Raw genomic sequence first — 22,032 nt, forward strand, 5'->3', positions numbered from 1 at the left:
CGGGCGCTATGCTTGCCCGGAATGCTGAAGGCAAGCCACCTTGCGGGGCTTTCCGGGGCATGCACGAAACGATCGCGCGCGACGACCCTTCGCCGCCGCGCGCAATGCCTTACGGCAGCGGCATCACCATCTTCTCGCTGGCCGAGGAATGTTCAAACTAAGGATGAGCTATGGTTCAAGTTCGCAAACTGGTGTTAGCAATAGCGGCCGCCTCGGCGCTGTCCTCCGGTATGGCGCATGCCCTCGGGCTCGGGGAGCTGACCCTGAAATCGACGCTGAACCAGCCGCTGGTGGCGGAAATCGAGTTGCTCGACGTCAAGGAACTCACTGCTGCCGAAGTGGTGCCGAGCCTGGCCTCGCCTGAAGACTTCGCCAAGGCCGGTGTCGACCGCCAGGCGTTTCTCAACGACCTGACCTTCACCCCGGTGCTCAACCCCAGTGGCAAAAGCATACTGCGTGTGACATCCAGCAAGCCGCTTTCCGAACCGATGGTGAAGTTCCTGGTTCAGGTGATGTGGCCCAACGGTCGACTGTTGCGCGATTACAGCGTGCTGCTCGATCCGTCCAAATTCTCCCCGCAAACCGCTGAGGCGGCTGCGCAACCGGCCCCGCAAACCGGCACCACGCCAGTGACCGGGGCGACCAAGCCCGCCCAGTACACCACCACGCCGCGCGATACCCTGTGGGAAATCGCCGCCAAGGCGCGCAATGGTGGGTCGATTCAGCAAACCATGCTGGCCATCCAGGCGCTGAACCCGGATGCCTTCATCGATGGCAACATCAACCGGTTGAAGACTGGCCAGGTCCTGCGTCTGCCGGATCAGGCGCAAAGCACCAGCGTGCCGCAGCCCAAGGCGATTGCCGAAGTGGCCGCGCAGAACACCGCCTGGCGTCAGGGCCGTCGCTATGTGGCCAAGCCGGGCGCGGGCCAGCAGCAGCTCGATGCCACCAACCGCGGTCGCGGTGAGGCGACTGCCACGCAGGCCGCCCGCGATAATTTGAGCCTGGTGTCTGCCGAGTCCGGCAAGGCTCGTGGCAAAGGGCCGGCCGGTGATGCCAAGGCACTGAGCAACAAACTGGCGGTGACTCAGGAAAACCTCGACACGACCCGTCGTGACAACGAGGAACTGAAAAGCCGCATGGCCGATCTGCAAAGTCAGCTGGACAAGCTGCAGCGCCTGATCGAGCTGAAGAACAATCAACTGGCCAAGATGCAGGCCGAAGGTGCTTCGGGTGCGCCGGCTGCGGCCGCAGCCGCTCCGGCGATCACCGCTGAACTGGCATCGAGCCCGGCTGCGGCGCCGGCCGAGCCTGCGCCTGCCACGCCTGCACCAACGGCGGCTGCGCCTGAGGCGGCCCCGGTACCGGCCGAGCAACCGGGCGAACCGACACCGTCAGCCGCTTCCGATGAGCAGTCCTTCAATGAATTGCTGACCAATCCGTGGCTGCTGGGCCTTGCCGGTGGCGGGGTGGTCGTGGCGCTGCTGTTGTTGCTTCTGCTGGCCCGTCGTCGCAAAGCCCAGCAGGAAGCCGAGAAACACCTGCGTATGGCGCGTGCCCTGGCCGAAGAGCAGGCGTTCTCTGCGGACCTGGACCTGCCGGAAAGCAGCTTCGAAGGTCTGGAAACCCCACCGCCAAGCGTGAAACTCGCCACTGCACCAGCGCCTGCCCCGGCCCCGGTGGTTGCGCCGGTGGTCATGACCACCCCGATCGCCGCGCCTCTGGTGGCACCGGCCGGCGAGCGCTCCAGTGATGTATTGGGCCAGGCTCAGTCGCACATCGACGCCGGTCGTCTGAATCAGGCAGCCGCGCTGCTGGAAGAGGGTGTCAAGCTCGAGCCGCAGCGCAGTGATGTGCGCCTGAAACTGATGGAAGTCTACGGGCAGCAGGGCGATCGCGATGCGTTCGTGGCCCAGGAGCGTCAGTTGGTGGCCAATGGCGAAAATTTTGCCCAGGTCGAAAAACTCAAAAGCCGTTTCCCAGCCATGGCGTTGGTCGCGGCCGGTGGCATCGCCGCTGCGGCCGTCGCCGCCGAGTTGGACGCGCAATACGTCAAGGATCTGCTGCTGGACGAGCCGCAAGCGCCGGCACCGCTCGATGATGATTTCGACAGCGCCTTCGACCTGAGCCTGGATGATCTGGACAACATTGCCCCGGCAACCGTTGCGCCCGTGGCAGAGCCGGCGCCAGAGCCGCCAGCGACGCTGGATGAATTGGAAGATTTCCCGCTGGACGACGATCTGAGTTTTGATTCGGTGCTGCAGCAGCAGACTGAAATCAGGGAAAACCTCGACGACCTGTCGGATTTCGATCTGGACATGGATCTGGGGGGCGAGGCTTCGTCAGCCATCCTGGCGGAAGACGATTTCCTGCTGAGCCTGGACGACGACGCCAAGGACCTGCCTGTTGCTAAAACACCGGCGGCCCCGGAAGTGACCCTGGACGACTTGGAGCTGCCGGCGGACTTTGACCTGTCCCTGGCCGATGAGATGGACGCGTCAGCCGCTCCGGACGCGTTTGCCGCTGAGCTGGATGATGTCAATGCCGAGCTCGATCGGTTGTCCCAGAGCATCAGCGAGCCGACCTTCAACGTGGACGATGCACTGGCCACGGTCAACGATGAGCCGGAGTTCGATTTCCTGTCCGGCACCGACGAAGTCGCCACCAAGCTCGACCTGGCCCAGGCCTACATCGACATGGGCGACAACGACGGCGCTCGCGACATTCTCAATGAGGTGGTGACTGAAGGTGATGATGGCCAGAAGAGTGAAGCGAAGGAGATGCTTTCGCGGTTGGCTTGATTGACCGGTGGTAAATAGAACGGCAGCCTGGTGAGGCTGCCGTTTTTGTTTGGGCCTGAAATGCAGGGGTGTCTGTCGGGATGCCTTCGCGAGCAAGCCCACTCTCACACCAATGTGCGGGCTTGCTCGCGAAGAGGCCGGTACATTCGGCGCTGTTCTGACTGATGTACTGGCATCCCCATCCGGCGGCCTTATAATGCCCACCTTTGCGTACCTCAGCAGGCTGTCACCCCTTGGCAAATATAGATAACCCGGCCGCAGAAATGGCGGCCGAGGGCTTTTTCCGGATCGCGTTGGGCGTTGAATACAAAGGCTCGCGCTACCGCGGCTGGCAACGTCAGGCCTCCGGTGTGCTCACCGTGCAGGAAACCCTTGAAAACGCCTTGTCCAAAGTCGCCGATTCACCGGTTTCGCTGCTCTGTGCCGGGCGGACCGATGCCGGGGTGCACGCGTGCGGCCAAGTGGTGCATTTCGACACCCAGGTCGAGCGCTCGATGAAAGCCTGGGTGATGGGCGCCAACATCAACTTGCCCCACGATGTCAGCGTCAGTTGGGCCAAAGTCATGCCGGCGCATTTTCATGCGCGGTTCAAGGCTATCGCCCGTCGCTACCGCTATGTGATCTACAACGATCAGATCCGCCCGGCACACCTGAACGAAGAAATCACCTGGAACCACCGCCCGCTCGACGTCGAACGCATGGCCGAGGCGGCGCAATACCTGGTCGGCACCCATGACTTCAGTGCCTTCCGCGCCGGTCAGTGCCAGGCCAAGTCGCCGATCAAGGAACTGCACCACCTGCGCGTTACCCGCCACGGCAAGATGATCGTGCTGGACATCCGTGCCAGCGCCTTCCTGCATCACATGGTGCGCAACATTGCCGGTGTGCTCATGACCATCGGTGCCGGCGAACGCCCTGTGGAGTGGATGAAGGAGGTGCTGGAAAGCCGGATCCGCCGGTCCGGTGGAGTTACGGCGCATCCGTTCGGGTTGTATCTGGTGCAGGTCGAGTACCGCGACGAGTTCGAGTTGCCTGAGCGTTACATCGGGCCGCACTTCCTTACCGGTTTCTCCGAACTGGACGGCTGACGCCCTCCAGCGCTTTTGTTACCATCCGGGACTTTCTCGGATTTGCCGTGGGGTTTTCTCGACATGTCAGCCGTTCGCAGCAAAATTTGCGGGATTACCCGCATCGAGGATGCGTTGGCAGCCGTCGAAGCCGGGGCCGATGCCATCGGGTTCGTGTTTTACGCCAAAAGCCCGCGTGCCGTGACGTTCGAGCAGGCTCGCGTGATCGTCAAGGCACTGCCGCCGTTTGTCACCACCGTGGGGTTGTTCGTCAACGCCAGCGATCAAGAGCTGCGGGAAATTCTCGGCGCCGTGCCGCTGGACTTGCTGCAGTTTCATGGCGATGAAAGCGCTGAAGCGTGCGAAAGCTGGCAGCGTCCTTACATCAAGGCACTGCGGGTCAAGGCTGGGGATGACATCGTTGCGGCTTGCGAGGCTTATCCGGGCGCCAGCGGTATCTTGCTCGACGCCTATGTCGAAGGTATCCCCGGGGGAACCGGTGAAGCGTTCGACTGGTCACTGATACCGCAGGGTCTGAGCAAGCCGATCATCCTGGCCGGCGGCCTGACCCCGGACAACGTCGCCGAGGCGGTGGCGCGGGTTCGGCCTTATGCGGTGGATGTCAGTGGCGGGGTAGAGGCGAGCAAGGGCATCAAGGATCACGACAAGATTCAGGCGTTCATCAAAGCGGTACGCGGTTGATGTGACGGCTGGCACACTGCCGCCGTCCACTGCACTGTACAAAAAGGCTGAGGGTTTTTTGGGGGGTACGCAGGTCACGTTCGCTGACCCGGCCATCCATCGACCATCGCCGCACACATGAATTTAGCTCAAGGGCATACGCGGGGCTGCGAACCAGAGCGTTCGGGCCGCCGGTACTGGAGAAAGAAAGCATGAGCAACTGGTTGGTAGACAAACTGATCCCTTCGATCATGCGTTCCGAGGTCAAGAAGAGCTCGGTGCCTGAAGGTCTTTGGCACAAATGCCCGTCCTGCGAGGCAGTGTTGTATCGTCCGGAGCTCGAAAAGACCCTGGACGTTTGCCCCAAGTGCAATCACCACATGCGTATCGGCGCCCGCGCCCGCATCGACATCTTCCTCGACGCTGAAGGCCGTGCCGAACTGGGCGCGGACCTGGAGCCGGTTGACCGTCTGAAGTTTCGCGACGGCAAGAAGTACAAGGATCGCCTGACCGCTGCGCAGAAGCAGACTGGCGAAAAAGACGCGCTGATCTCCATGAGCGGTACCCTGCTGGGCATGCCAGTGGTGGTTTCCGCCTTCGAATTCAATTTCATGGGCGGCTCGATGGGCGCCATCGTTGGTGAGCGCTTCGTGCGCGCCGCCAACTACGCGCTGGAAAAGCGTTGCCCGATGATCTGCTTCTCCGCCTCTGGTGGTGCGCGGATGCAGGAAGCCTTGATTTCCCTGATGCAAATGGCCAAGACCTCCGCGGTACTGGCGCGTCTGCGTGAAGAAGGCATCCCGTTCATCTCCGTGCTGACCGACCCGGTCTACGGTGGTGTTTCCGCCAGCCTGGCAATGCTGGGCGACGTGATCGTCGGCGAGCCGAAAGCACTGATCGGTTTTGCCGGTCCGCGCGTGATCGAGCAGACCGTGCGTGAAAAATTGCCCGAAGGTTTCCAGCGCAGCGAGTTCCTGCTGGAGCATGGCGCGATCGACATGATCATTCATCGTCAGGAACTGCGTCCACGCCTGGGCAACCTGCTGGCGCAGATGATGGGCCTGCCGACGCCGAAATTCGTCGCCGCGCCCATCGAGCCGGTTGTCGTGCCTCCGGTGCCTGCCAACCTATGACCGAACGTACCCTTGGCGAGTGGCTCGCCTACCTCGAGCAGTTGCACCCTTCGGCCATCGACATGGGCCTTGAGCGCTCGCAACAGGTAGCGTCCCGCATGGGGCTGGGCAAGCCAGCGCCTCGGGTGATCACGGTCACCGGCACCAACGGCAAGGGCTCCACCTGTGCGTTCGTGGCGTCCCTGCTGCGAACCCGGGGCCTGAAGGTCGGTGTCTACAATTCCCCGCACCTGCTGCGCTATAACGAGCGGGTGCAGGTCAATGGCGTCGAAGCCACTGACGCCGAACTGTGTCAGGCCTTCGCTGCGGTGGAGGCGGGGCGCGGTGACACGTCCCTGACTTATTTCGAGATGGGCACCCTGGCGGCGTTCTGGCTGTTTCAGCAGTCCGGGCTCGATGCCGTGGTGCTGGAAGTCGGGCTGGGCGGGCGTCTGGACACGGTCAACGTGGTGGATGCCGACATGGCGCTGGTTACCAGCATTGGCGTTGATCACGCGGACTATCTGGGTGATACCCGTGAGTCCGTGGCATTCGAGAAGGCCGGCATCTTCCGCCAGGGCGCGCCCGCGCTCTGTGGCGACCTGAATCCTCCACAACCTCTGCTGGATAAAGCCCGGGAGCTCAATTGCCCGTTTTTCCTGCGAGGGCGCGATTTCGATCTCGGGATCACCGATCACAACTGGCAATGGCGCGGTGTCGATGCTCAGGGCCGTGCGGTCGAGCTGCGCGATCTGCCCTTACTCGATCTGCCGATGGAAAACGCGGCGCTGGCGCTGCAGGCGTATCTGTTGCTGGGAATGCCTTGGGTGGATGCGCAGATTGTCCAGGCCTTGCAGGCGACGAAGGTAGTCGGTCGTCTCGATCGCCGGCAGTTCGGCTGGCAAGGCAAGCGTCTGAATCTGATGCTGGATGTGGGCCATAACCCCCATGCGGCAGAGTATCTGGCCCGGCGTCTGGCCAGTCGTCCACCGGTGGGCAGGCGCCTGGCGGTGTTCGGATTGTTGGCGGACAAGGATCTGGATGGTGTTATTGACGAATTGAGTGCTAGTGTCGAGCACTGGGCTGTCGCGCCGCTGGGTTCGCCGCGGGCGCGTCCGGTAGTCGAGTTGCACGACGCGCTGCAGCGGCGCGGTGCTTCGGTCATGTCCTATGAAAGTGTCGCCGCGGCCCTGGAAGGGCAGTGCGCGCTGGCAACCAGCGACGACGAAATTCTGTTGTTCGGATCATTTTATTGTGTCGCCGAGGCCCTGGATTGGTTGGCCCGGCGCTCCACGGAGGAAGCGGCAAATGGCATTGCTGGATAAGACCTACAAACAGCGCATGGTCGGCGCACTGGTGCTGGTCGCGCTGGCCGTGATTTTCCTGCCGATGCTGTTTTCCCGTCAGGATGAGCAACGTCAGGTCACGGTCGAAGCCCCTGCGGCGCCACAGGTCTCTGCCATGCCGCAAGTTCAGGTTGAGCCGGTGGTCGTGCCTGAGCCGCAAGCATTGCCGCAGGAACCGGTACCGAGCGACGAAGACATTGCTCAAGAGGTCCCGGCTCCGGCCGTTCCTGCAGTTCCTGCTCCCACTGCAAAAGCCGTCGCGCCTGCACCCGCACCGGTCCCGGCATTGGCTGCCAAGCCCGCGACAGCGCCTGCCCAACCCATCACAGCAGCGCCCGGCAAGCCTGATACCACCCAGAGCCGTGTCGACGCCAATGGCTTGTCGGTGAGCTGGTCGGTGCAATTGGCCAGCCTGGCCAATCGCGAAAGCGCCGAAAAGCTGCAGAAAACCCTGCGCAGCCAGGGCTACAACGCCTATATCCGCTCTGCCGACGGCAAGAACCGGGTGTTTGTGGGGCCGCTGATCGAGCGTGCCGAGGCCGATCGTCTGCGTGACTTGTTGAACCGTCAGCAAAACCTCAAGGGGTTTGTCGTACGCTTCCAGCCAGAGCGCGGCTAAATCTATTACCCCGATTTGAAATGCACTGACAATCGCAGCTTACCGATCAGCATGGGCTCTGCTAAAATGCGCCGCCTTATCCGTCTGTAGGCTGCACTGTGCCATTTACCTGGGTTGACTGGGCGATCGTTGCAATCGTCGCCATCTCCGCATTGATCAGTCTGAGCCGCGGCTTCGTCAAAGAAGCACTGTCGCTGGTGACCTGGATCATCGCAGGAGCGGTTGCCTGGATGTTCGGTGGTTCATTGTCCGAGTACCTCGCCGGATACATCCAGACACCTTCGGCTCGCGTGATCGCGGGCTGTGCCATCATGTTTATCGCCACGTTGATCGTCGGCGCAATGATCAATTATCTGATCGGCGAATTGGTACGCGTCACCGGGCTATCCGGGACCGATCGATTCCTCGGCATGGCCTTTGGCGCCGCCCGTGGCGTGCTGCTGGTGGTCGTGGCGGTCGGGCTGTTGAGCCTGGGGCCGGTACAGCAGGACGAGTGGTGGAAGCAGTCACAGCTCGTGCCAAGATTTCTATTGGTCGCAGACTGGTCCAAAAACCTGATTCTCGGGTGGAGCAGTCAGTGGCTTGCCAGCGGTATCAGCGTACCCGCTGATATACCGTTCAAGGAACAGCTCTTGCCGACGGCCAAAACGCCTCAGTGAGTGTTGTTCAGTTCAGATCCATTAAGTAGGGGTTGCGTCGCATGTGTGGCATCGTCGGTATCGTCGGTAAGTCGAACGTCAATCAGGCGCTGTATGACGCGCTAACCGTCCTCCAGCACCGCGGCCAGGACGCTGCCGGTATCGTGACCAGCCATGATGGCCGGTTATTCCTGCGCAAGGACAATGGCCTGGTGCGTGACGTGTTCCATCAGCGTCACATGCAGCGCCTGGTCGGCCACATGGGTATCGGTCATGTGCGCTACCCGACCGCGGGCAGCTCGACCTCGGCCGAAGCTCAACCGTTTTACGTCAACTCGCCTTACGGCATCACCCTGGCGCACAACGGTAACCTGACCAACGTTGAACAACTGGCCAAGGAGATTTACGAATCTGACCTGCGCCACGTCAACACCAGTTCCGACTCGGAAGTACTGCTCAACGTGTTCGCCCACGAACTGGCCCAGCGCGGCAAGTTGCAGCCGACCGAAGAAGATGTGTTCGCCGCCGTGACTGACGTGCACAACCGCTGTGTTGGTGGCTACGCGGTGGTGGCGATGGTGACCGGCTACGGCATCGTCGGTTTCCGCGATCCGCACGGCATCCGCCCGATCGTGTTCGGCCAGCGTCACACCGACGAAGGCGTCGAGTACATGATCGCTTCCGAAAGCGTGTCCCTGGACGTGCTCGGTTTCACCCTGATTCGCGACCTGGCACCGGGCGAAGCGGTCTACATCACTGAAGACGGCAAGCTGCACACCCGTCAGTGCGCGACCAACCCGTCCCTGACCCCGTGCATCTTCGAACACGTCTACCTGGCGCGTCCGGACTCGATCATCGACGGCGTGTCGGTCTACAAGGCCCGTCTGCGCATGGGTGAGAAGCTGGCCGAGAAGATCCTGCGCGAGCGTCCTGACCACGACATCGACGTGGTTATCCCGATCCCTGACACCAGCCGCACCGCGGCCCTGGAGCTGGCGAACCACCTGGGCGTGAAATTCCGCGAAGGCTTCGTCAAGAACCGCTACATCGGCCGTACCTTCATCATGCCAGGCCAGGCAGCGCGGAAAAAATCCGTACGCCAGAAGCTCAACGCGATCGAGCTGGAATTCCGCGGCAAGAACGTGATGCTGGTGGACGACTCCATCGTACGCGGCACCACCTGCAAGCAGATCATCCAGATGGCACGGGAAGCGGGCGCCAAGAACGTTTACTTCTGTTCCGCCGCACCGGCCGTGCGTTTCCCTAACGTCTACGGCATCGACATGCCAAGCGCCCACGAGCTGATCGCCCATAACCGTTCGACCCAGGACGTGGCTGACCTGATCGGCGCCGATTGGCTGATCTACCAGGACCTGCCTGACTTGATCGAAGCGGTCGGTGGCGGCAAGATCAAGATCGACAAGTTCGATTGCGCGGTGTTCGACGGCCAGTACGTGACCGGCGATGTGGACGAGGCTTACCTGAACAAGATCGAGCAGGCTCGCAATGATGCCTCCAAGGTCAAGACCCAGGCGGTCAGCGCGATCATTGATCTGTATAACAACTGATTTGACTACCGGCCCTGAGGGGCCGGTTTTGTATCCAACTTTTAAATTACGAGAACAGGGAAAGGTGACAGCATGAGTCAGGATTGGGATGCCGGTCGGCTGGACAGCGACCTCGAAGGCGTAGCGTTCGATACCCTGGCCGTACGTGCCGGTCAGCACCGTACCCCGGAAGGCGAACACGGTGATCCGATGTTCTTCACTTCCAGCTATGTATTTCGCACTGCCGCCGACGCCGCCGCGCGTTTTGCCGGCGAAGTGCCGGGCAACGTTTATTCGCGCTATACCAACCCGACCGTGCGTGCGTTCGAAGAGCGCATTGCGGCCCTGGAGAGCGCCGAGCAGGCCGTGGCCACTGCCACCGGCATGGCCGCGATCATGGCGGTGGTGATGAGTCTGTGCAGTGCCGGCGACCATGTCCTGGTCTCGCGCAGTGTATTCGGCTCGACCATCAGCCTGTTCGAAAAGTATTTCAAGCGCTTCGGCATCGAAGTCGATTACGTGGCCCTGGCGGATTTGTCCGGTTGGGATGCTGCGATCAAGGCCAACACCAAGCTGCTGTTCGTCGAATCGCCATCCAACCCGCTGGCCGAGTTGGTGGATATTGCCGAACTGGCGAAAATCGCCCATGCCAAGGGCGCGATGCTGGTGGTCGACAACTGCTTCTGCACGCCTGCATTGCAGCAACCGCTGAAAATGGGCGCGGACATTGTCGTGCACTCGGCCACCAAGTTCATCGACGGCCAGGGCCGCTGCATGGGCGGTGTGGTCGCCGGTCGCAGCGAACAGATGAAGGAGGTGGTGGGTTTCCTGCGGACCGCCGGGCCGACCCTGAGCCCGTTCAACGCCTGGATCTTCCTCAAGGGCCTGGAAACCCTGAACCTCCGGATGAAAGCTCATTGCGCCAACGCCCAGCAACTGGCCGAGTGGCTGGAGCAGCAGGATGGCATCGAGAAGGTTCACTACGCCGGTCTCAAGAGTCATCCGCAGCATGAATTGGCGCTGCGTCAGCAGAAAGGTTTCGGTGCGGTGGTGAGTTTCGAGGTCAAGGGCGGTAAAGAAGGGGCCTGGCGGTTCATCGATGCGACCCGATTGATTTCGATCACCGCCAACCTGGGCGACAGCAAGACCACCATCACCCACCCGAGCACCACCTCCCACGGCCGTCTTGCGCCGGCAGAGCGGGAAGCGGCAGGCATCCGTGACAGTCTGATCCGTATCGCGGTCGGCCTGGAAGATGTGGCTGACCTGCAAGCCGACCTGGCGCGTGGGTTGGCGGCCTTGTGATCGAGTTGTCCACCCCAACCGGCTCCAACGGTCGTGTAGCGCTGGTCACTGGCGCTGCCCGGGGCATTGGTCTGGGCATTGCGGCCTGGCTGATCAGCGAAGGCTGGCAAGTGGTGCTGACGGATCTGGACCGGGTACGCGGCTCGAAAGTGGCGAAGGTGCTGGGCGAAAATGCCTGGTTCATCGCCATGGATGTGGCGAACGAAGGCCAGGTGGCGTTGGGCGTTGCCGAGGTGCTGGGGCAGTTCGGGCGTCTGGATGCGCTGGTGTGCAACGCAGCCGTGGCCGATCCGCACAACATCACACTGGAAAGTCTCGACCTGGACTACTGGAATCGGGTGCTGGCGGTCAATCTCAGCGGCCCGATGCTGTTGGCCAAGCATTGTGCACCGTACCTGCGCGCCCACAGCGGGGCGATCGTCAATCTGGCCTCCACCCGTGCCGGGCAGTCGGAACCCGATACCGAGGCCTATGCGGCGAGCAAGGGCGGCCTGTTGGCCCTGACCCACGCGCTGGCTATCAGCCTGGGGCCGGAAATACGCGTCAATGCCGTCAGCCCCGGCTGGATCGACACCCGTGATCCTGCCGTGCGCCGTGCCGAGCCGTTGACCGATGCCGATCACGCCCAGCATCCGGCGGGCAGGGTAGGGACGGTAGAGGACGTGGCAGCAATGGTGGCCTGGTTGCTGTCGAAGAACGCCGGGTTTGTCACGGGCCAGGAATTCGTGGTGGACGGCGGCATGACCAAGAAGATGATTTACAGCGAGTAAATCCGTGCCAGCTCCGGGGCGTCGATAACACGTCGACGTCTTCGCGAAACAGGCACGCGTTCACAGTGGATCGCGTCAGCGAGCAAGTCGGCGCGCGATAGCGGTGGATGCCGCATCGATTGAAAGATTTTTGTCTTTTTTAGAAAAACTTCAATCCTGCTATTGACTTAGGTTCGCCACCTGCGTAAATTTCGCGGCCTCGGAGATGCAAACGGGTGATTAGCTCAGCTGGGAGAGCGTCTGCCTTACAAGCAGAATGTCGGCGGTTCGATCCCGTCATCACCCACCAAATCCGAGAGTCTTGCGAAAGCAAGATGGAAGCTGAAAAGCCTCCACCGACGCGCAGCGGTAGTTCAGTCGGTTAGAATACCGGCCTGTCACGCCGGGGGTCGCGGGTTCGAGTCCCGTCCGCTGCGCCATATTTTACGAATCGGATTCATCCGGTTTGCGATTGAAAAGCACCGAAGCTTTCAATCAAACGAGTTACCTGGACGCAAGTCCACAGCGATACGCAGCGGTAGTTCAGTCGGTTAGAATACCGGCCTGTCACGCCGGGGGTCGCGGGTTCGAGTCCCGTCCGCTGCGCCATATCTGCATCAAGGCCCACTGAACGCCTTGGTGCTACGAAGAAAGCCATCAGCGCTGACTTCGAGTCGATAGCAAAAACCCTGGTCGAAAGACCGGGGTTTTTTGTGTCTGCGATTTGGCCCCATGCGACCCCCCCCCCTCAATTTTCCATCCTGTTTATCCCTTCCTCGGTATGTCGAGCACATCAGTGGTGAGTTGGCACTGGTCATCGACTTGCTGCACTGCAAGACGGTGTAATTTTGATTCTTTAGTCAGTTTTTTGTAACTGGTTGTTTGCCGCAACGGCATAAGCCTATAAACTTAACTTATCGGTCAGCTTTGCACTGTCATTCACAGCCCTTCGCAACGTCAGGAAGGGCTTCTGCAAGACTCGAGATTTCCAGAACATAACCAAAAGGGCGGCGCCCATGACCGCCCAGAGGATGATCCATGTCCAACCGTGATATATCCCGGCGCTCGTTCCTTCAGGGCGGGCTCGTAGCGGGTGTGAGCGTGACGCTGACACCGTTGAGCAATCAGGCGCTGGCAGCCTTGATGGAAAACAGCGTGACCGTGCCGTCCGAGCAATGGCTTGGCAATAACGGTAAGGCACGTTCGCGTAACGACGCCTTGTCCAAGGTCTGCGGCAGCAAGGTCTTTGCCCGCGACATCCGCGCCAAGGACATGCCGGGCTGGCCGCAGCAGCAAGGCCACGCCATGCTGCTCAAAACCATCAAGGCCGACCGCATCTACGACGGTTATGACCTGTCGTGGCTCGGCGCCGAGTTGCAGCCCGACCGCATCGTCACCGCCGACGATCTGATCAAGGATGGCATCGTCTTCCCGGAAGAGCACGCGCCCGATCCATTGTTGCCCGCCGGCAAGGTGCCGATGTTTATCGGTCACCCGGTGGCGATCCTGATCTGGAACGACTTCGAGCGCTTCCGCCAGGCCAAGGCCAAACTCAAGTTCAACGACAAAGCGATTCGTTACGGTGCACAGGTACCGTTCTACGAAGGCGATCCCTATGGCAGCTTCCGCTATGTTCGGGTTGGCGGAGCGACCTCGGCGGACGAAGACGAGTTCGCCAGCCTCAAGGATTCGATCCTGTTCCCGATGCTTCGCAACCGCCGCCCGGTGTGGAACTCGCAGCCGAACCTGCACGGCAACCTGACCGAGCGCGGGTTGTTCTACGCCGAGCGCATGAAGCAGCAGATCGACACGCCGCCGGACAACTGGCTGGTGTTCGACGAGCGCTACAAAACCCCGTCGATCGAGCCCGCCGCGATGGAGCCGGACAACGGCAATGGCTGGTATGACCCGGCGACCAAGACCTTGCATTTTGTGGTTGCAACCCAGTGCCCGCTGGAAACCGCGACCGAGACCGCGAAGATGATCGCGCCGTCGCGTTTCGGCCTGGCCAATCTCAACATGCACCCCGGTTACACCGTGGGTTACGGCTCCAAAGATCACAACATTTTCGTCTACTACGCAGCCCTCGCGGCGCTGTACGGCGCGGGTGTGCCGGTACGCCTGGCCAACGACCGCTACGAGCAGTTCCAAAGCGGCATCAAGCGCCATCCGTTCGACATCCGCTATCAACTGGCGGTCGACAAGACCGATCACAGCTTCAAGATTTTCCGCGCCGAGATGAGCGTCGACGGTGGCGGTCGCGTCAACTACAGCCCTTCGGTAGCGGCGGTGGGTGCCACGGCGGCGCAGTCGATCTACTACATGCCGCAGAACGATTTGCAGGTCACCGCCTATCATTCTCGCGCCGTCGAAGCAGGGTCTATGCGCGGTTACGGCACCCTGCAGAGCATGGCGTCGACCGAGATGATGGTCGATGAAGTCGCTGGTCGCCTGGGCATCGATGCCATTGAACTGCGTCGCAAAAACGCTTTGCGTTCGGGCATGAAAAACACCCAGGGCGCGGTGCCGGCAGGTGCCTTGCGCCTGCACGAGATTCTCGACAAGGCCGCTGAACACGAAGTCTGGAAAAAGCGGGATGTGATCAAGATGCAACGCGAAGCGGCCGACCCGGACAACTGGTACGGGGTGGGTTTCGCCATCTGCCAGAAAGACTTCGGCACCGGTTCCGAAGCGCCAATGGCCAGCGTTGAATTCACCGCTGAGGGGCGCATCAGCCTGCGTCACATCGGCATCGAAATCGGCACCGGCATGTCCACGTCCCAGGCGATGGTGGTGGCTGATTTCCTCGGCAACCCGGCGCACGATGTGAAGACCGGCGAAACCGACTGGAAAGAGATGCAGCTGATCACCGGCGGCAACCCTTACATCATGAGCCAGGCCGAGCAGGACGGCTTGCTACGCAACCCGCGCTGGGTCGGCAAGATCGCCTCGGCGTCGTCGGCGACCAACTCCGCCTACTACTTCAGCCACGCTACCCGTGAAGCGGCGCGCGTGCTGTTCAACCACGGACTGTGGCCGGCGGCGCTGGAAATCTGGCGGCAAGGCCCTTATGGCGGCCAGGCCAACCCTTACGTGGTGCGCCGCGAAGACGCCCATTGGGTCGACGGCAAACTCACCGCCAATGGCATGGAACCGCTGCCATTTGCAGTGCTGGCCAAGCGCGCGCATGAGCGTGGGCTGGTCACCGGTGCCACGGTGCATGGTTTCAACCGCTGGAGCTGGGCCGAGGCCGAATACAGCATCGATGGCGTGCGCGAGCGGTTGCCTCTCGATGGCCTGGCGGTGAAGTACGGCGACGGTGCGCCGAAGGCCAAGCAGGCGCAGATGACCAGCGGCGGTTTCCATCTGCTGGACCGGCAGAACATCGCCTACCCACCCACCCAGTTGAACAACGCGGCGGTGACTTACTACAGCCCGGTGGCAACGCTGGTGGAACTGAAAGTGAACAAGGGGTCGGGCGAGGTGCAGGTGCTCAACCATCACTCGTGGGTCGAGTGCGGTCGGGTGCTGGTGCCGGAACTGGTCAAGGGCCAGATCGAAGGCGGCACGGCCATGGGCATCGGCCATGCGCTGATGGAAGAGATGCCGCTGTACGAAGGCGGGCCGGGGGAGGGCGACTGGAACTTCAACCGCTATCGCCTGCCGATGGCGCGCCACGTTGCGGTGTGGAAACAGACGGCGGAGATTCTGCCGCCGCTGTCGCCGAGCGACCCATCCAAGGGCATCGCCGAGGTGGTGATGATCCCGGTGGTCGGTGCCATCGGCAACGCCGTGGCCCACGCCATCGGTAAACGTGTCCGCGACCTGCCTATCACTTCTGCACGCATCAAGGAGGCCCTCAATGGCTAACCGTCCGCTTCAACTGACCCTCAACGGTCAATCCGTCGGCCCGGTGGACATCCCTGATGACCTGCCGATGATCGACTACCTGCACGAATACAAGAACCTCACGGGTTCGCGCCTGGGCTGCGGCCAGGGTATCTGCCACGCCTGTGTGGTGATCGTCGACAACCCGGACGGCACCAGCGAGGAAGTGCGCACCTGCATCACCGGCGCGCATTACTTCGAAGGCAAGAACGTACGGACCATCGAAGGCCACGCCAAACGTGATGAAGAAGGCAAGGTCACCGAACTGAACCCGATCCAGCAGCGCTTCGTTGACGAGTTCGCTTTCCAGTGCAGCTACTGCGCACCGGGCTTCGTCAATGCCGCGACCGTGCTGGTGGAAAAACTGCAGCGCCAGCCGATCGCCAAAAGCCAGTTGGAAGCCGTCATCGAAGACAGCCTCGGCCACCATATCTGCCGTTGCACCGGGTACGTGCGTTATTACAACGCGACACGCAACGTGCTGACCGATCTCGGCCTGGTCAAGGAGGGCTAAGCATGAAGCATTTACTGAGCTGCCTGACCCTGGCGGTTGGCCTGGCTGCGCCTGTGTTGCTGGCGCAGGCGGATGATCAAGTGGTGCGCGGGGCATACCTGGCACGCGCCGCTGACTGCATGGCCTGCCACACCGCGTCGGGTGGCGCCCCCTTCGCGGGCGGTCTGCCGATCGTCTCGCCGTTCGGCACCATCTATGGGACCAACATCACCCCGAGCAAAGCGCACGGCATCGGCTTGTACAGCGATGACGAATTCTTCGCCGCGTTGACCGAGGGCAAGCGCCGCGATGGCGCCAACCTGTACCCGGCGATGCCCTACACCTCGTATCACCTGATGCCGCGCGAAGACTCCGACGCGATTCATGCCTATTTGAAAACCGTCGAGCCGATCGAGCGCGCCGCCCCGGTGACCCGCCTGAGCTTCCCGTTCAACGTGCGCCTGGGCCTGATGGGCTGGAACATGATGTATGGCAAGGACGTGAAGCTGGCACCGACCGAGGGCAAAAGCGAAGCCTTCACCCGTGGCCAGTACATGGTCGAGGTGCTCGGCCACTGCGGTGAATGCCACACACCACGCGGCCTGCCGGGGGCGATGCAGCAGGACAAGCGCCTGACCGGCGGCCTGCTCAATGGGTATCTGGCGCCGAGTCTGCTAGCCACTGACCTGGCGGCGCGCGGCTGGAATCATCAGGATCTGAGCGCGTTCCTCAAGCATGGCATGAGCGCCCAAGGCACCATGTTCAACGAGATGTTCCCGGTGTTCCACAACAGCACCCAGGGCCTGAACGATGCGGACCTGACGGCGATGGCGACCTTCCTGCTGGGTGATCAGCCACCGGCGGCGAAATTACTGACCGATGTGCCGCTGGACAAACTCAGCGCCAGTGCCCAGCGCGGCCGTCAGGAATATTTGAACGTCTGCGCCGGATGCCACGCAGCCGATGGCGAAGGCAAACCGCACATCGCTGTGGCCATGCGCGGCAATACCACCCTGCGCCTGGAAGATCCGCGCAACCTGGTGCGGGTGATCGACGACGGTATCGGCGAGCAGAAGTTTGCCGGTTTCGAACACATGCAGCCGATGCCGGGGTTCGCCGAGAAGCTCAGCCACGAGCAATTGACGGACCTGCTGAACTACCTGCGTCAAGGGTGGGGCGGTCAGCCGGGTGATTTGGCGGTCAACGACGTGCAGAAGCTGCGGGCCGATGCGCCGCCGCTCGAGCACAAGGCGCACTGACGTGCAGCATCTGGATCTGCAAGTGGTGCGCCGGGCGTTGGCGTGGTCGGTGGCGGGGCAGCGTGTCTGGTTATGCACGGTGCTTGCGACTTACGGCTCGGCGCCGCGGGCACCGGGTTCGTTGCTGGCGGTGAGCGCCGACGGGCAATGGATCGGCTCGCTGTCCGGCGGCTGCGTCGAGGAAGATTTCCTCGAGCGCGTCGCCGAAGGGGCGTTCGAGCAGGCGGTCAGCGTGGTGCGCTACGGCGAAGGCGATGACCCGCGCTCAAGGGTCAGCTTGCCCTGCGGCGGTGTGCTGGACGTGCTGGTCGAGAGGCTTGAGGCTGATTGCGACGTACAGGGGCATTTGCGTGAGTTGGAGTCGGCGCTGTTGGGCCGGCGCCGGTTGATTCGTGAAGTGGACCTGGCCAGCGGCGCACGCAGCCTGTTCGACGATCGCGAGCAGGGCGTGCGGGTCGAGCGCGAGATCGACCGGGTTCGACTGCGCATCGGCGCGGCCCAGCGTCTGTTGCTCGCCGGCTATTCCAGTGTCGCGCAGGCCTGCGCGGAGTTCGCCGTGGGCCTGGGGTTCGAGGTGATTCTGTGCGATCCGCGAGACGACGTGCTGCAAGGCGTAGTGCTGGATGACGTGGAGATTCGCCGCCAGCTACCGTCAGTGTTCATCGCTGACGGCGGCTGCCACCGCGACACTGCGGTGGTCGCCCTGACCCACGACCCGCGCATCGACGACCTGGCGATGATGGAGGCGGTGCGCACCGAGGCGTTCTATATCGGCGTGATGGGGTCTGTGCAAACCTCGCACAAAAGGTTCGAGCGTTTGCGCAGGATTGGTGGTTTGGGGGATGCGCAATTGGCGCGGATCCACGCGCCCATTGGTTTGAACCTGGGCAGCAAGACACCGGCAGAAATCGCCCTGGCGGTGCTGGCCGATATCCTGCGGATTCGCAGTGGCATTGCACGGGATCGGCTCTGATGCAATTCCATCGTGGGAGCGGGCAGGCCGCTCCCACGGGGTACGCTGCTCAGTACCCGAATTTGTCCCGCAATCCATAGTACCAGGCGCCCAACGCCGCAAACGGTGTGCGCAGGAGTTGGCCGCCAGGGAAGGGGTAGTGGGGCAAGTCGGCGAACGCGTCGAAACGCTCGGCCTGGCCACGCAACGCTTCAGCCAGGACCTTGCCCGCCAGGTGCGTGTAGGTCACGCCGTGGCCGCTGCAGCCCTGAGAGTAATAGATGTTGTCGCCCAGTCGCCCGACTTGCGGCAGACGCGACAGGGTCAGCAGGAAATTGCCCGTCCACGCGTAGTCGATCTTCACGTCCTTGAGCTGCGGGAACGCCTTGAGCATCTTCGGTCGGATAATCGCTTCGATGTTCGCCGGATCCCGCGCGCCATACACCACGCCACCACCGAAAATCAGACGCTTGTCGCTGGTGAGGCGGTAGTAGTCCAGCAGGTAATTGCAGTCCTCGACGCAGTAATCCTGAGGCAACAGGCTTTTCGCCAGCGCATCGCCCAGCGGTTCGGTGGTAATGACCTGCGTGCCGCATGGCATCGACTTGGCGGCCAGTTCTGGCACTAGATTGCCCAGGTAGGCGTTGCCGGCGACGATGATGAATTTGGCCCGAACCTTACCTTTGGGGGTATGAACCACCGGGTTGGCGCCGCGCTCGATGCGCACTGCGGGCGATTGCTCATAGATTGTGCCGCCCAGCGACTCCACCACTGCCGCTTCGCCCAAGGCCAGATTGAGCGGGTGAATATGGCCGCCGCTCATGTCGAGCATGCCGCCGACGTATTGATCGCAGGCCACCACTTCGCGGATGCGCTTCTTGTCCAGCAACTCCAACTGAGTATGACCGAAACGCTCCCACAGGCGCTTCTGCGATTCCAGATGGCCCATCTGCTTGGCTGTGATGGCGGCGAATACACCACCGTCCTTCAAATCGCACTGGATGTTGTACTTGGCGACGCGCTCACGAATGATCCGCCCGCCCTCGAACGCCATCTGCCCCAGCAACTGCGCCTGTTTGGGCCCGACGCTGCGCTCGATCACATCGATATCGCGGCTATAACTGTTGACGATCTGCCCGCCATTGCGTCCTGAGGCACCGAAGCCTACTTTTGCGGCTTCCAGCACCGTGACCTTGAAACCGTTTTCCAGCAAAAACAGGGCAGAGGACAGGCCGGTGTAACCGGCGCCGATTACACAGACATCAGTCTCAACGTCATCCTGCAAAGCCGGGCGTGGTGGAACCGCATTGGCCGATGCGGCGTAGTAGGACTCTGGGTAAGGGGTGTGCGCCATCCTGCTGCCTCTGTTTAATATATTTTACGAGTGCGCCGATCCTACCCGAGTTGAAAAACCACCGCCAGCTACCGGAAAATCTTCTTTGCAGCCGCGAAATTAAATATTTTGCATATTCATAGGGTTAGCGTGAAAAAAGGTGTTGACACCCCTACGCAATTCCGTAGAATGCCGCCTCACAGCAGGCACGTAGCTCAGTTGGTTAGAGCACCACCTTGACATGGTGGGGGTCGTTGGTTCGAGTCCAATCGCGCCTACCAAACAAAATCCGCTCTGCTGGGCGGTCTGGAAGGGCTCACCGAAAGGTGAGCCCTTTTTTGTTGTCTGGGATTTGCAAAACTTTTGCAGAACGCCTGATCACAGCGCTAATTAGCATTGGCCTGAACGTATTCGATGTTCTTCCCGTCATACACCCTCCCGATATTGTCTGCTCATTCTCTCCTTTGACAGGAGGAGCGCATTATTTTCAGGTTCCGCTAGAACTTGCCGATATCTGGACGTTCGTACATGCGTTCGGCAGCGTTAAGTCCATTCTTATCCTTTGGCGTTATAGCGCGTGGTTATGAAGGGGTGGATACTCCTGCGCCTCTATTGGAGTGTTTCAATGCAAAGAAGAGATGAGTTTTTGGCGAAGGCCTTGTCAGTCCATGGTGATTACGAAAAGGCCACAGCTGTGATCCGTGGGTTGAGAGTGCGAGACGTAATAGATGGCCCTGAATGGGATTCTGCGGTCGCCAGCCAGAAAGCAGCGCTGGATGCATGGCTGGCGCTTCTTGATGACTATCCGGAGCTTCAGCCCGGTCATGAAAAATATCCAGGCTGAGCAAGCGGGATCGGATTTGGCAATCAGTATCGAATGAAAATTAGTTCGATTGGATACTGAACTGTCAGCCGAAAACTCCATCCAACCAGAACACGTGACCAAATGTTTCGTTTTTGTTTGTGTGGGAGACCGGTGAATGGGGAGGCGAGCGATGATCAAGTTCCTTGCGGCTTACTTGTCCATTTGCCTGTTGCTTCAATGGACGGTGGTCGAGGCTTCGCCCTGGATCGCTTCACACGTTCTCTTGAGGTGGATCCTTTAGCTCGCTGGCCGCTGTTGAAAAACATTCGGCGAAAGATGGCCCTGCCACCTCATCGACAGGCGTCGAGCATGATCTCCGTACTCACGAACCAGCCCTCCTCAGAGACCCAAACCGTCTTGAATCAATACAGAAAATAACCAGAGCCCAGCCATCGTGCTGGGCTCTTTGCATCTGAATGCTCCAACATGATAACGGCGGTTCAGGCAATCAATTCGACCTTGCCGGTCGCCAGGCGATAGAGGCCACCTACTATCTTCAACTTGCCGTTGCCGAGCGCATCAGTCAGCAGTGGAGTCGCTGCTTTGAGGCGCTCGACCGAGTTTTTGACATTTTGCACGGTCGCATTCGCCACAAGGTCCCCGGGTTGTTTGAGTACTTGCTCAATTGAGGGCTGGAGCGCATTCGTGAGTTTCGGAATCTGCCCAGGGAACACTGTACGGTCCTTGACGGCTTTTACACCCGCCTCGATGGCGCCGCAGCGCTCATGGCCCAAAACCAGGATCAGTGGCGCACCCAGTACGGCGACACCGTATTCAAGACTTGCGAGGCCTTCATCGGTTACGAAGTTGCCGGCGACGCGAATGGCAAATAGATCGCCTCGCGCTGTATCGAACGCGTACTCGGGGGCGATGCGCGAGTCGGCGCAGCTGAGTACGGCCACGAACGGGTTCTGACCAGAAACCAATGCTTCGCGTTCGTCCTTGAAATCGTGCGTCTCTGAGTTGCCACTGACATAGCGTTCATTGCCTTCGATCAGTCTTTTCAGCGCCTCATCCGGGCCGATGACGTTTTTCGGTTTCGGGGGCGTGGAGGTTTTCTCGGCAGCGTGAAGGACCTGGTTGGGCAGCGCGTTGGCGAGGAGTAATGCACCAGTGCCTAATCCGGCGAGGCGAAGAAAGCGGCGGCGCTCAATGTCGTTGCAAGCAGAGTTTGAATCACAGGATTCACGCATGAACTGTGTACTCGAGGCTGATCCGGTGGAAAGGGCTGCGGTTGGGGGCAGGGCGGGCAAGAACATGTCGCACTGGCGTGGAGGAGTCCAGTGGCGGTGTGTAACGCCATATCTATTGCCGATCGCGGGGCGGGTCGATGGAAAAACCTACGCATTTGCTAATCGTTGTCCGGATGCAATTACT

The 22,032-nt window shown here is 61.1% G+C and carries 17 protein-coding genes and 4 tRNA genes; 19 read left to right on the forward strand and 2 right to left on the reverse strand.

Annotation, left to right across the window (positions count from 1 at the left end):
* The first annotated feature begins 170 nt into the window (after positions 1-170).
* The 17 genes from B0W55_RS02655 to B0W55_RS02740 all read left to right on the forward strand — a co-directional run bounded on the left by B0W55_RS02655 (position 171) and on the right by B0W55_RS02740 (position 18,478).
* Positions 171-2,801, forward strand: coding sequence for a FimV/HubP family polar landmark protein (locus tag B0W55_RS02655; protein WP_077044489.1), 2,631 nt, complete (start codon positions 171-173; stop codon positions 2,799-2,801).
* A gap of 263 nt (positions 2,802-3,064) precedes the next feature.
* Positions 3,065-3,889 (forward strand): tRNA pseudouridine(38-40) synthase TruA, encoded by an 825-nt coding sequence (gene truA, locus B0W55_RS02660; protein WP_077044490.1) that lies wholly within the window; start codon positions 3,065-3,067, stop codon positions 3,887-3,889.
* A gap of 63 nt (positions 3,890-3,952) precedes the next feature.
* Positions 3,953-4,570: a phosphoribosylanthranilate isomerase gene (locus B0W55_RS02665; protein WP_077044491.1), complete on the forward strand. Its 618-nt coding sequence runs from the start codon at positions 3,953-3,955 to the stop codon at positions 4,568-4,570.
* 191 nt (positions 4,571-4,761) lie between these two features.
* A complete protein-coding gene (accD, locus tag B0W55_RS02670; RefSeq protein WP_077044492.1) occupies positions 4,762-5,682 on the forward strand; it encodes an acetyl-CoA carboxylase, carboxyltransferase subunit beta in 921 nt (306 codons plus the stop codon).
* The gene (folC, locus tag B0W55_RS02675; RefSeq protein ID WP_077044493.1) at positions 5,679-6,986 is read left to right on the forward strand and encodes a bifunctional tetrahydrofolate synthase/dihydrofolate synthase; all 1,308 of its coding nucleotides are present in this window, start codon (positions 5,679-5,681) and stop codon (positions 6,984-6,986) included. The genes accD and folC overlap by 4 nt, the downstream gene beginning before the upstream one ends.
* Positions 6,970-7,626: an SPOR domain-containing protein gene (locus B0W55_RS02680; protein ID WP_077044494.1), complete on the forward strand. Its 657-nt coding sequence runs from the start codon at positions 6,970-6,972 to the stop codon at positions 7,624-7,626. The genes folC and B0W55_RS02680 overlap by 17 nt, the downstream gene beginning before the upstream one ends.
* A gap of 98 nt (positions 7,627-7,724) precedes the next feature.
* On the forward strand, positions 7,725-8,285 hold the full coding sequence (locus B0W55_RS02685; protein WP_077044495.1) for a CvpA family protein: 561 nt from the start codon (positions 7,725-7,727) through the stop codon (positions 8,283-8,285).
* A 41-nt stretch (positions 8,286-8,326) separates the two neighbouring features.
* Positions 8,327-9,832 (forward strand): amidophosphoribosyltransferase, encoded by a 1,506-nt coding sequence (gene purF / locus B0W55_RS02690; protein WP_020795479.1) that lies wholly within the window; start codon positions 8,327-8,329, stop codon positions 9,830-9,832.
* A gap of 72 nt (positions 9,833-9,904) precedes the next feature.
* Positions 9,905-11,116, forward strand: a complete 1,212-nt coding sequence (locus tag B0W55_RS30950) for an O-succinylhomoserine sulfhydrylase (RefSeq protein ID WP_218189754.1) — start codon at positions 9,905-9,907, stop codon at positions 11,114-11,116.
* The gene (locus tag B0W55_RS02705) at positions 11,113-11,886 is read left to right on the forward strand and encodes an SDR family oxidoreductase (protein ID WP_077044498.1); all 774 of its coding nucleotides are present in this window, start codon (positions 11,113-11,115) and stop codon (positions 11,884-11,886) included. Before B0W55_RS30950 ends, B0W55_RS02705 begins: the two co-directional genes overlap by 4 nt.
* Before the next feature lie 213 nt (positions 11,887-12,099).
* Positions 12,100-12,175, forward strand: a tRNA-Val gene (locus tag B0W55_RS02710).
* A 53-nt stretch (positions 12,176-12,228) separates the two neighbouring features.
* A tRNA-Asp gene (locus B0W55_RS02715) sits at positions 12,229-12,305 on the forward strand.
* Positions 12,306-12,397: 92 nt separating this feature from the next.
* A tRNA-Asp gene (locus B0W55_RS02720) sits at positions 12,398-12,474 on the forward strand.
* Positions 12,475-12,903: 429 nt separating this feature from the next.
* Positions 12,904-15,735 (forward strand): xanthine dehydrogenase family protein molybdopterin-binding subunit, encoded by a 2,832-nt coding sequence (locus B0W55_RS02725; protein WP_077044499.1) that lies wholly within the window; start codon positions 12,904-12,906, stop codon positions 15,733-15,735.
* A complete protein-coding gene (locus B0W55_RS02730) occupies positions 15,728-16,267 on the forward strand; it encodes a (2Fe-2S)-binding protein (protein WP_077044500.1) in 540 nt (179 codons plus the stop codon). Before B0W55_RS02725 ends, B0W55_RS02730 begins: the two co-directional genes overlap by 8 nt.
* 2 nt (positions 16,268-16,269) lie before the next feature.
* Positions 16,270-17,505, forward strand: coding sequence for a cytochrome c (locus B0W55_RS02735; RefSeq protein WP_077044501.1), 1,236 nt, complete (start codon positions 16,270-16,272; stop codon positions 17,503-17,505).
* A gap of 1 nt (position 17,506) precedes the next feature.
* Entirely contained in the window at positions 17,507-18,478 is a 972-nt protein-coding gene (locus B0W55_RS02740) for an XdhC family protein (RefSeq protein ID WP_077044502.1), read from the forward strand.
* A gap of 49 nt (positions 18,479-18,527) precedes the next feature.
* Here B0W55_RS02740 and B0W55_RS02745 read toward each other — a convergent pair whose 3' ends face one another.
* A complete protein-coding gene (locus tag B0W55_RS02745; RefSeq protein WP_077044503.1) occupies positions 18,528-19,811 on the reverse strand; it encodes an FAD-binding oxidoreductase in 1,284 nt (427 codons plus the stop codon).
* Between the two features lie 183 nt (positions 19,812-19,994).
* On the opposite strand from B0W55_RS02745, the gene B0W55_RS02750 reads away from it, so the two are divergent.
* Together B0W55_RS02750 and B0W55_RS02755 are read left to right on the forward strand one after the other, a co-directional pair.
* A tRNA-Val gene (locus tag B0W55_RS02750) sits at positions 19,995-20,071 on the forward strand.
* 344 nt (positions 20,072-20,415) lie between these two features.
* Positions 20,416-20,634 carry a hypothetical protein gene (locus B0W55_RS02755; RefSeq protein ID WP_077044504.1) on the forward strand — a complete coding sequence of 73 codons (219 nt, stop codon included), beginning with the start codon at positions 20,416-20,418 and terminating at the stop codon, positions 20,632-20,634.
* A gap of 461 nt (positions 20,635-21,095) precedes the next feature.
* Here the strand turns inward: B0W55_RS02755 and B0W55_RS02760 are convergent, their stop codons facing one another.
* Positions 21,096-21,848, reverse strand: a complete 753-nt coding sequence (locus B0W55_RS02760) for a carbonic anhydrase (RefSeq protein ID WP_077044505.1) — start codon at positions 21,846-21,848, stop codon at positions 21,096-21,098.
* Positions 21,849-22,032: the final 184 nt, after the last annotated feature.

It is taken from the genome of Pseudomonas sp. KK4 (assembly GCF_001984065.1).
Classification (GTDB): Bacteria; Pseudomonadota; Gammaproteobacteria; order Pseudomonadales; family Pseudomonadaceae; genus Aquipseudomonas.

What these genes read in the sequence shown, in the direction of transcription:
- truA (WP_077044490.1), top strand. Translation starts at nt 3,065, where the DNA reads ATGGCGGCCGAGGGCTTTTTCCGGATCGCGTTGGGCGTTGAATACAAA.
- B0W55_RS02735 (WP_077044501.1), top strand. Translation starts at nt 16,270, where the DNA reads ATGAAGCATTTACTGAGCTGCCTGACCCTGGCGGTTGGCCTGGCTGCG.
- accD (WP_077044492.1), top strand. Translation starts at nt 4,762, where the DNA reads ATGAGCAACTGGTTGGTAGACAAACTGATCCCTTCGATCATGCGTTCC.
- B0W55_RS02655 (WP_077044489.1), top strand. Translation starts at nt 171, where the DNA reads ATGGTTCAAGTTCGCAAACTGGTGTTAGCAATAGCGGCCGCCTCGGCG.
- purF (WP_020795479.1), top strand. Translation starts at nt 8,327, where the DNA reads ATGTGTGGCATCGTCGGTATCGTCGGTAAGTCGAACGTCAATCAGGCG.
- B0W55_RS02680 (WP_077044494.1), top strand. Translation starts at nt 6,970, where the DNA reads ATGGCATTGCTGGATAAGACCTACAAACAGCGCATGGTCGGCGCACTG.
- folC (WP_077044493.1), top strand. Translation starts at nt 5,679, where the DNA reads ATGACCGAACGTACCCTTGGCGAGTGGCTCGCCTACCTCGAGCAGTTG.
- B0W55_RS30950 (WP_218189754.1), top strand. Translation starts at nt 9,905, where the DNA reads ATGAGTCAGGATTGGGATGCCGGTCGGCTGGACAGCGACCTCGAAGGC.
- B0W55_RS02665 (WP_077044491.1), top strand. Translation starts at nt 3,953, where the DNA reads ATGTCAGCCGTTCGCAGCAAAATTTGCGGGATTACCCGCATCGAGGAT.
- B0W55_RS02725 (WP_077044499.1), top strand. Translation starts at nt 12,904, where the DNA reads ATGTCCAACCGTGATATATCCCGGCGCTCGTTCCTTCAGGGCGGGCTC.
- B0W55_RS02745 (WP_077044503.1), bottom strand. Translation starts at nt 19,811, where the DNA reads ATGGCGCACACCCCTTACCCAGAGTCCTACTACGCCGCATCGGCCAAT.
- B0W55_RS02755 (WP_077044504.1), top strand. Translation starts at nt 20,416, where the DNA reads ATGCAAAGAAGAGATGAGTTTTTGGCGAAGGCCTTGTCAGTCCATGGT.
- B0W55_RS02760 (WP_077044505.1), bottom strand. Translation starts at nt 21,848, where the DNA reads ATGCGTGAATCCTGTGATTCAAACTCTGCTTGCAACGACATTGAGCGC.
- B0W55_RS02730 (WP_077044500.1), top strand. Translation starts at nt 15,728, where the DNA reads ATGGCTAACCGTCCGCTTCAACTGACCCTCAACGGTCAATCCGTCGGC.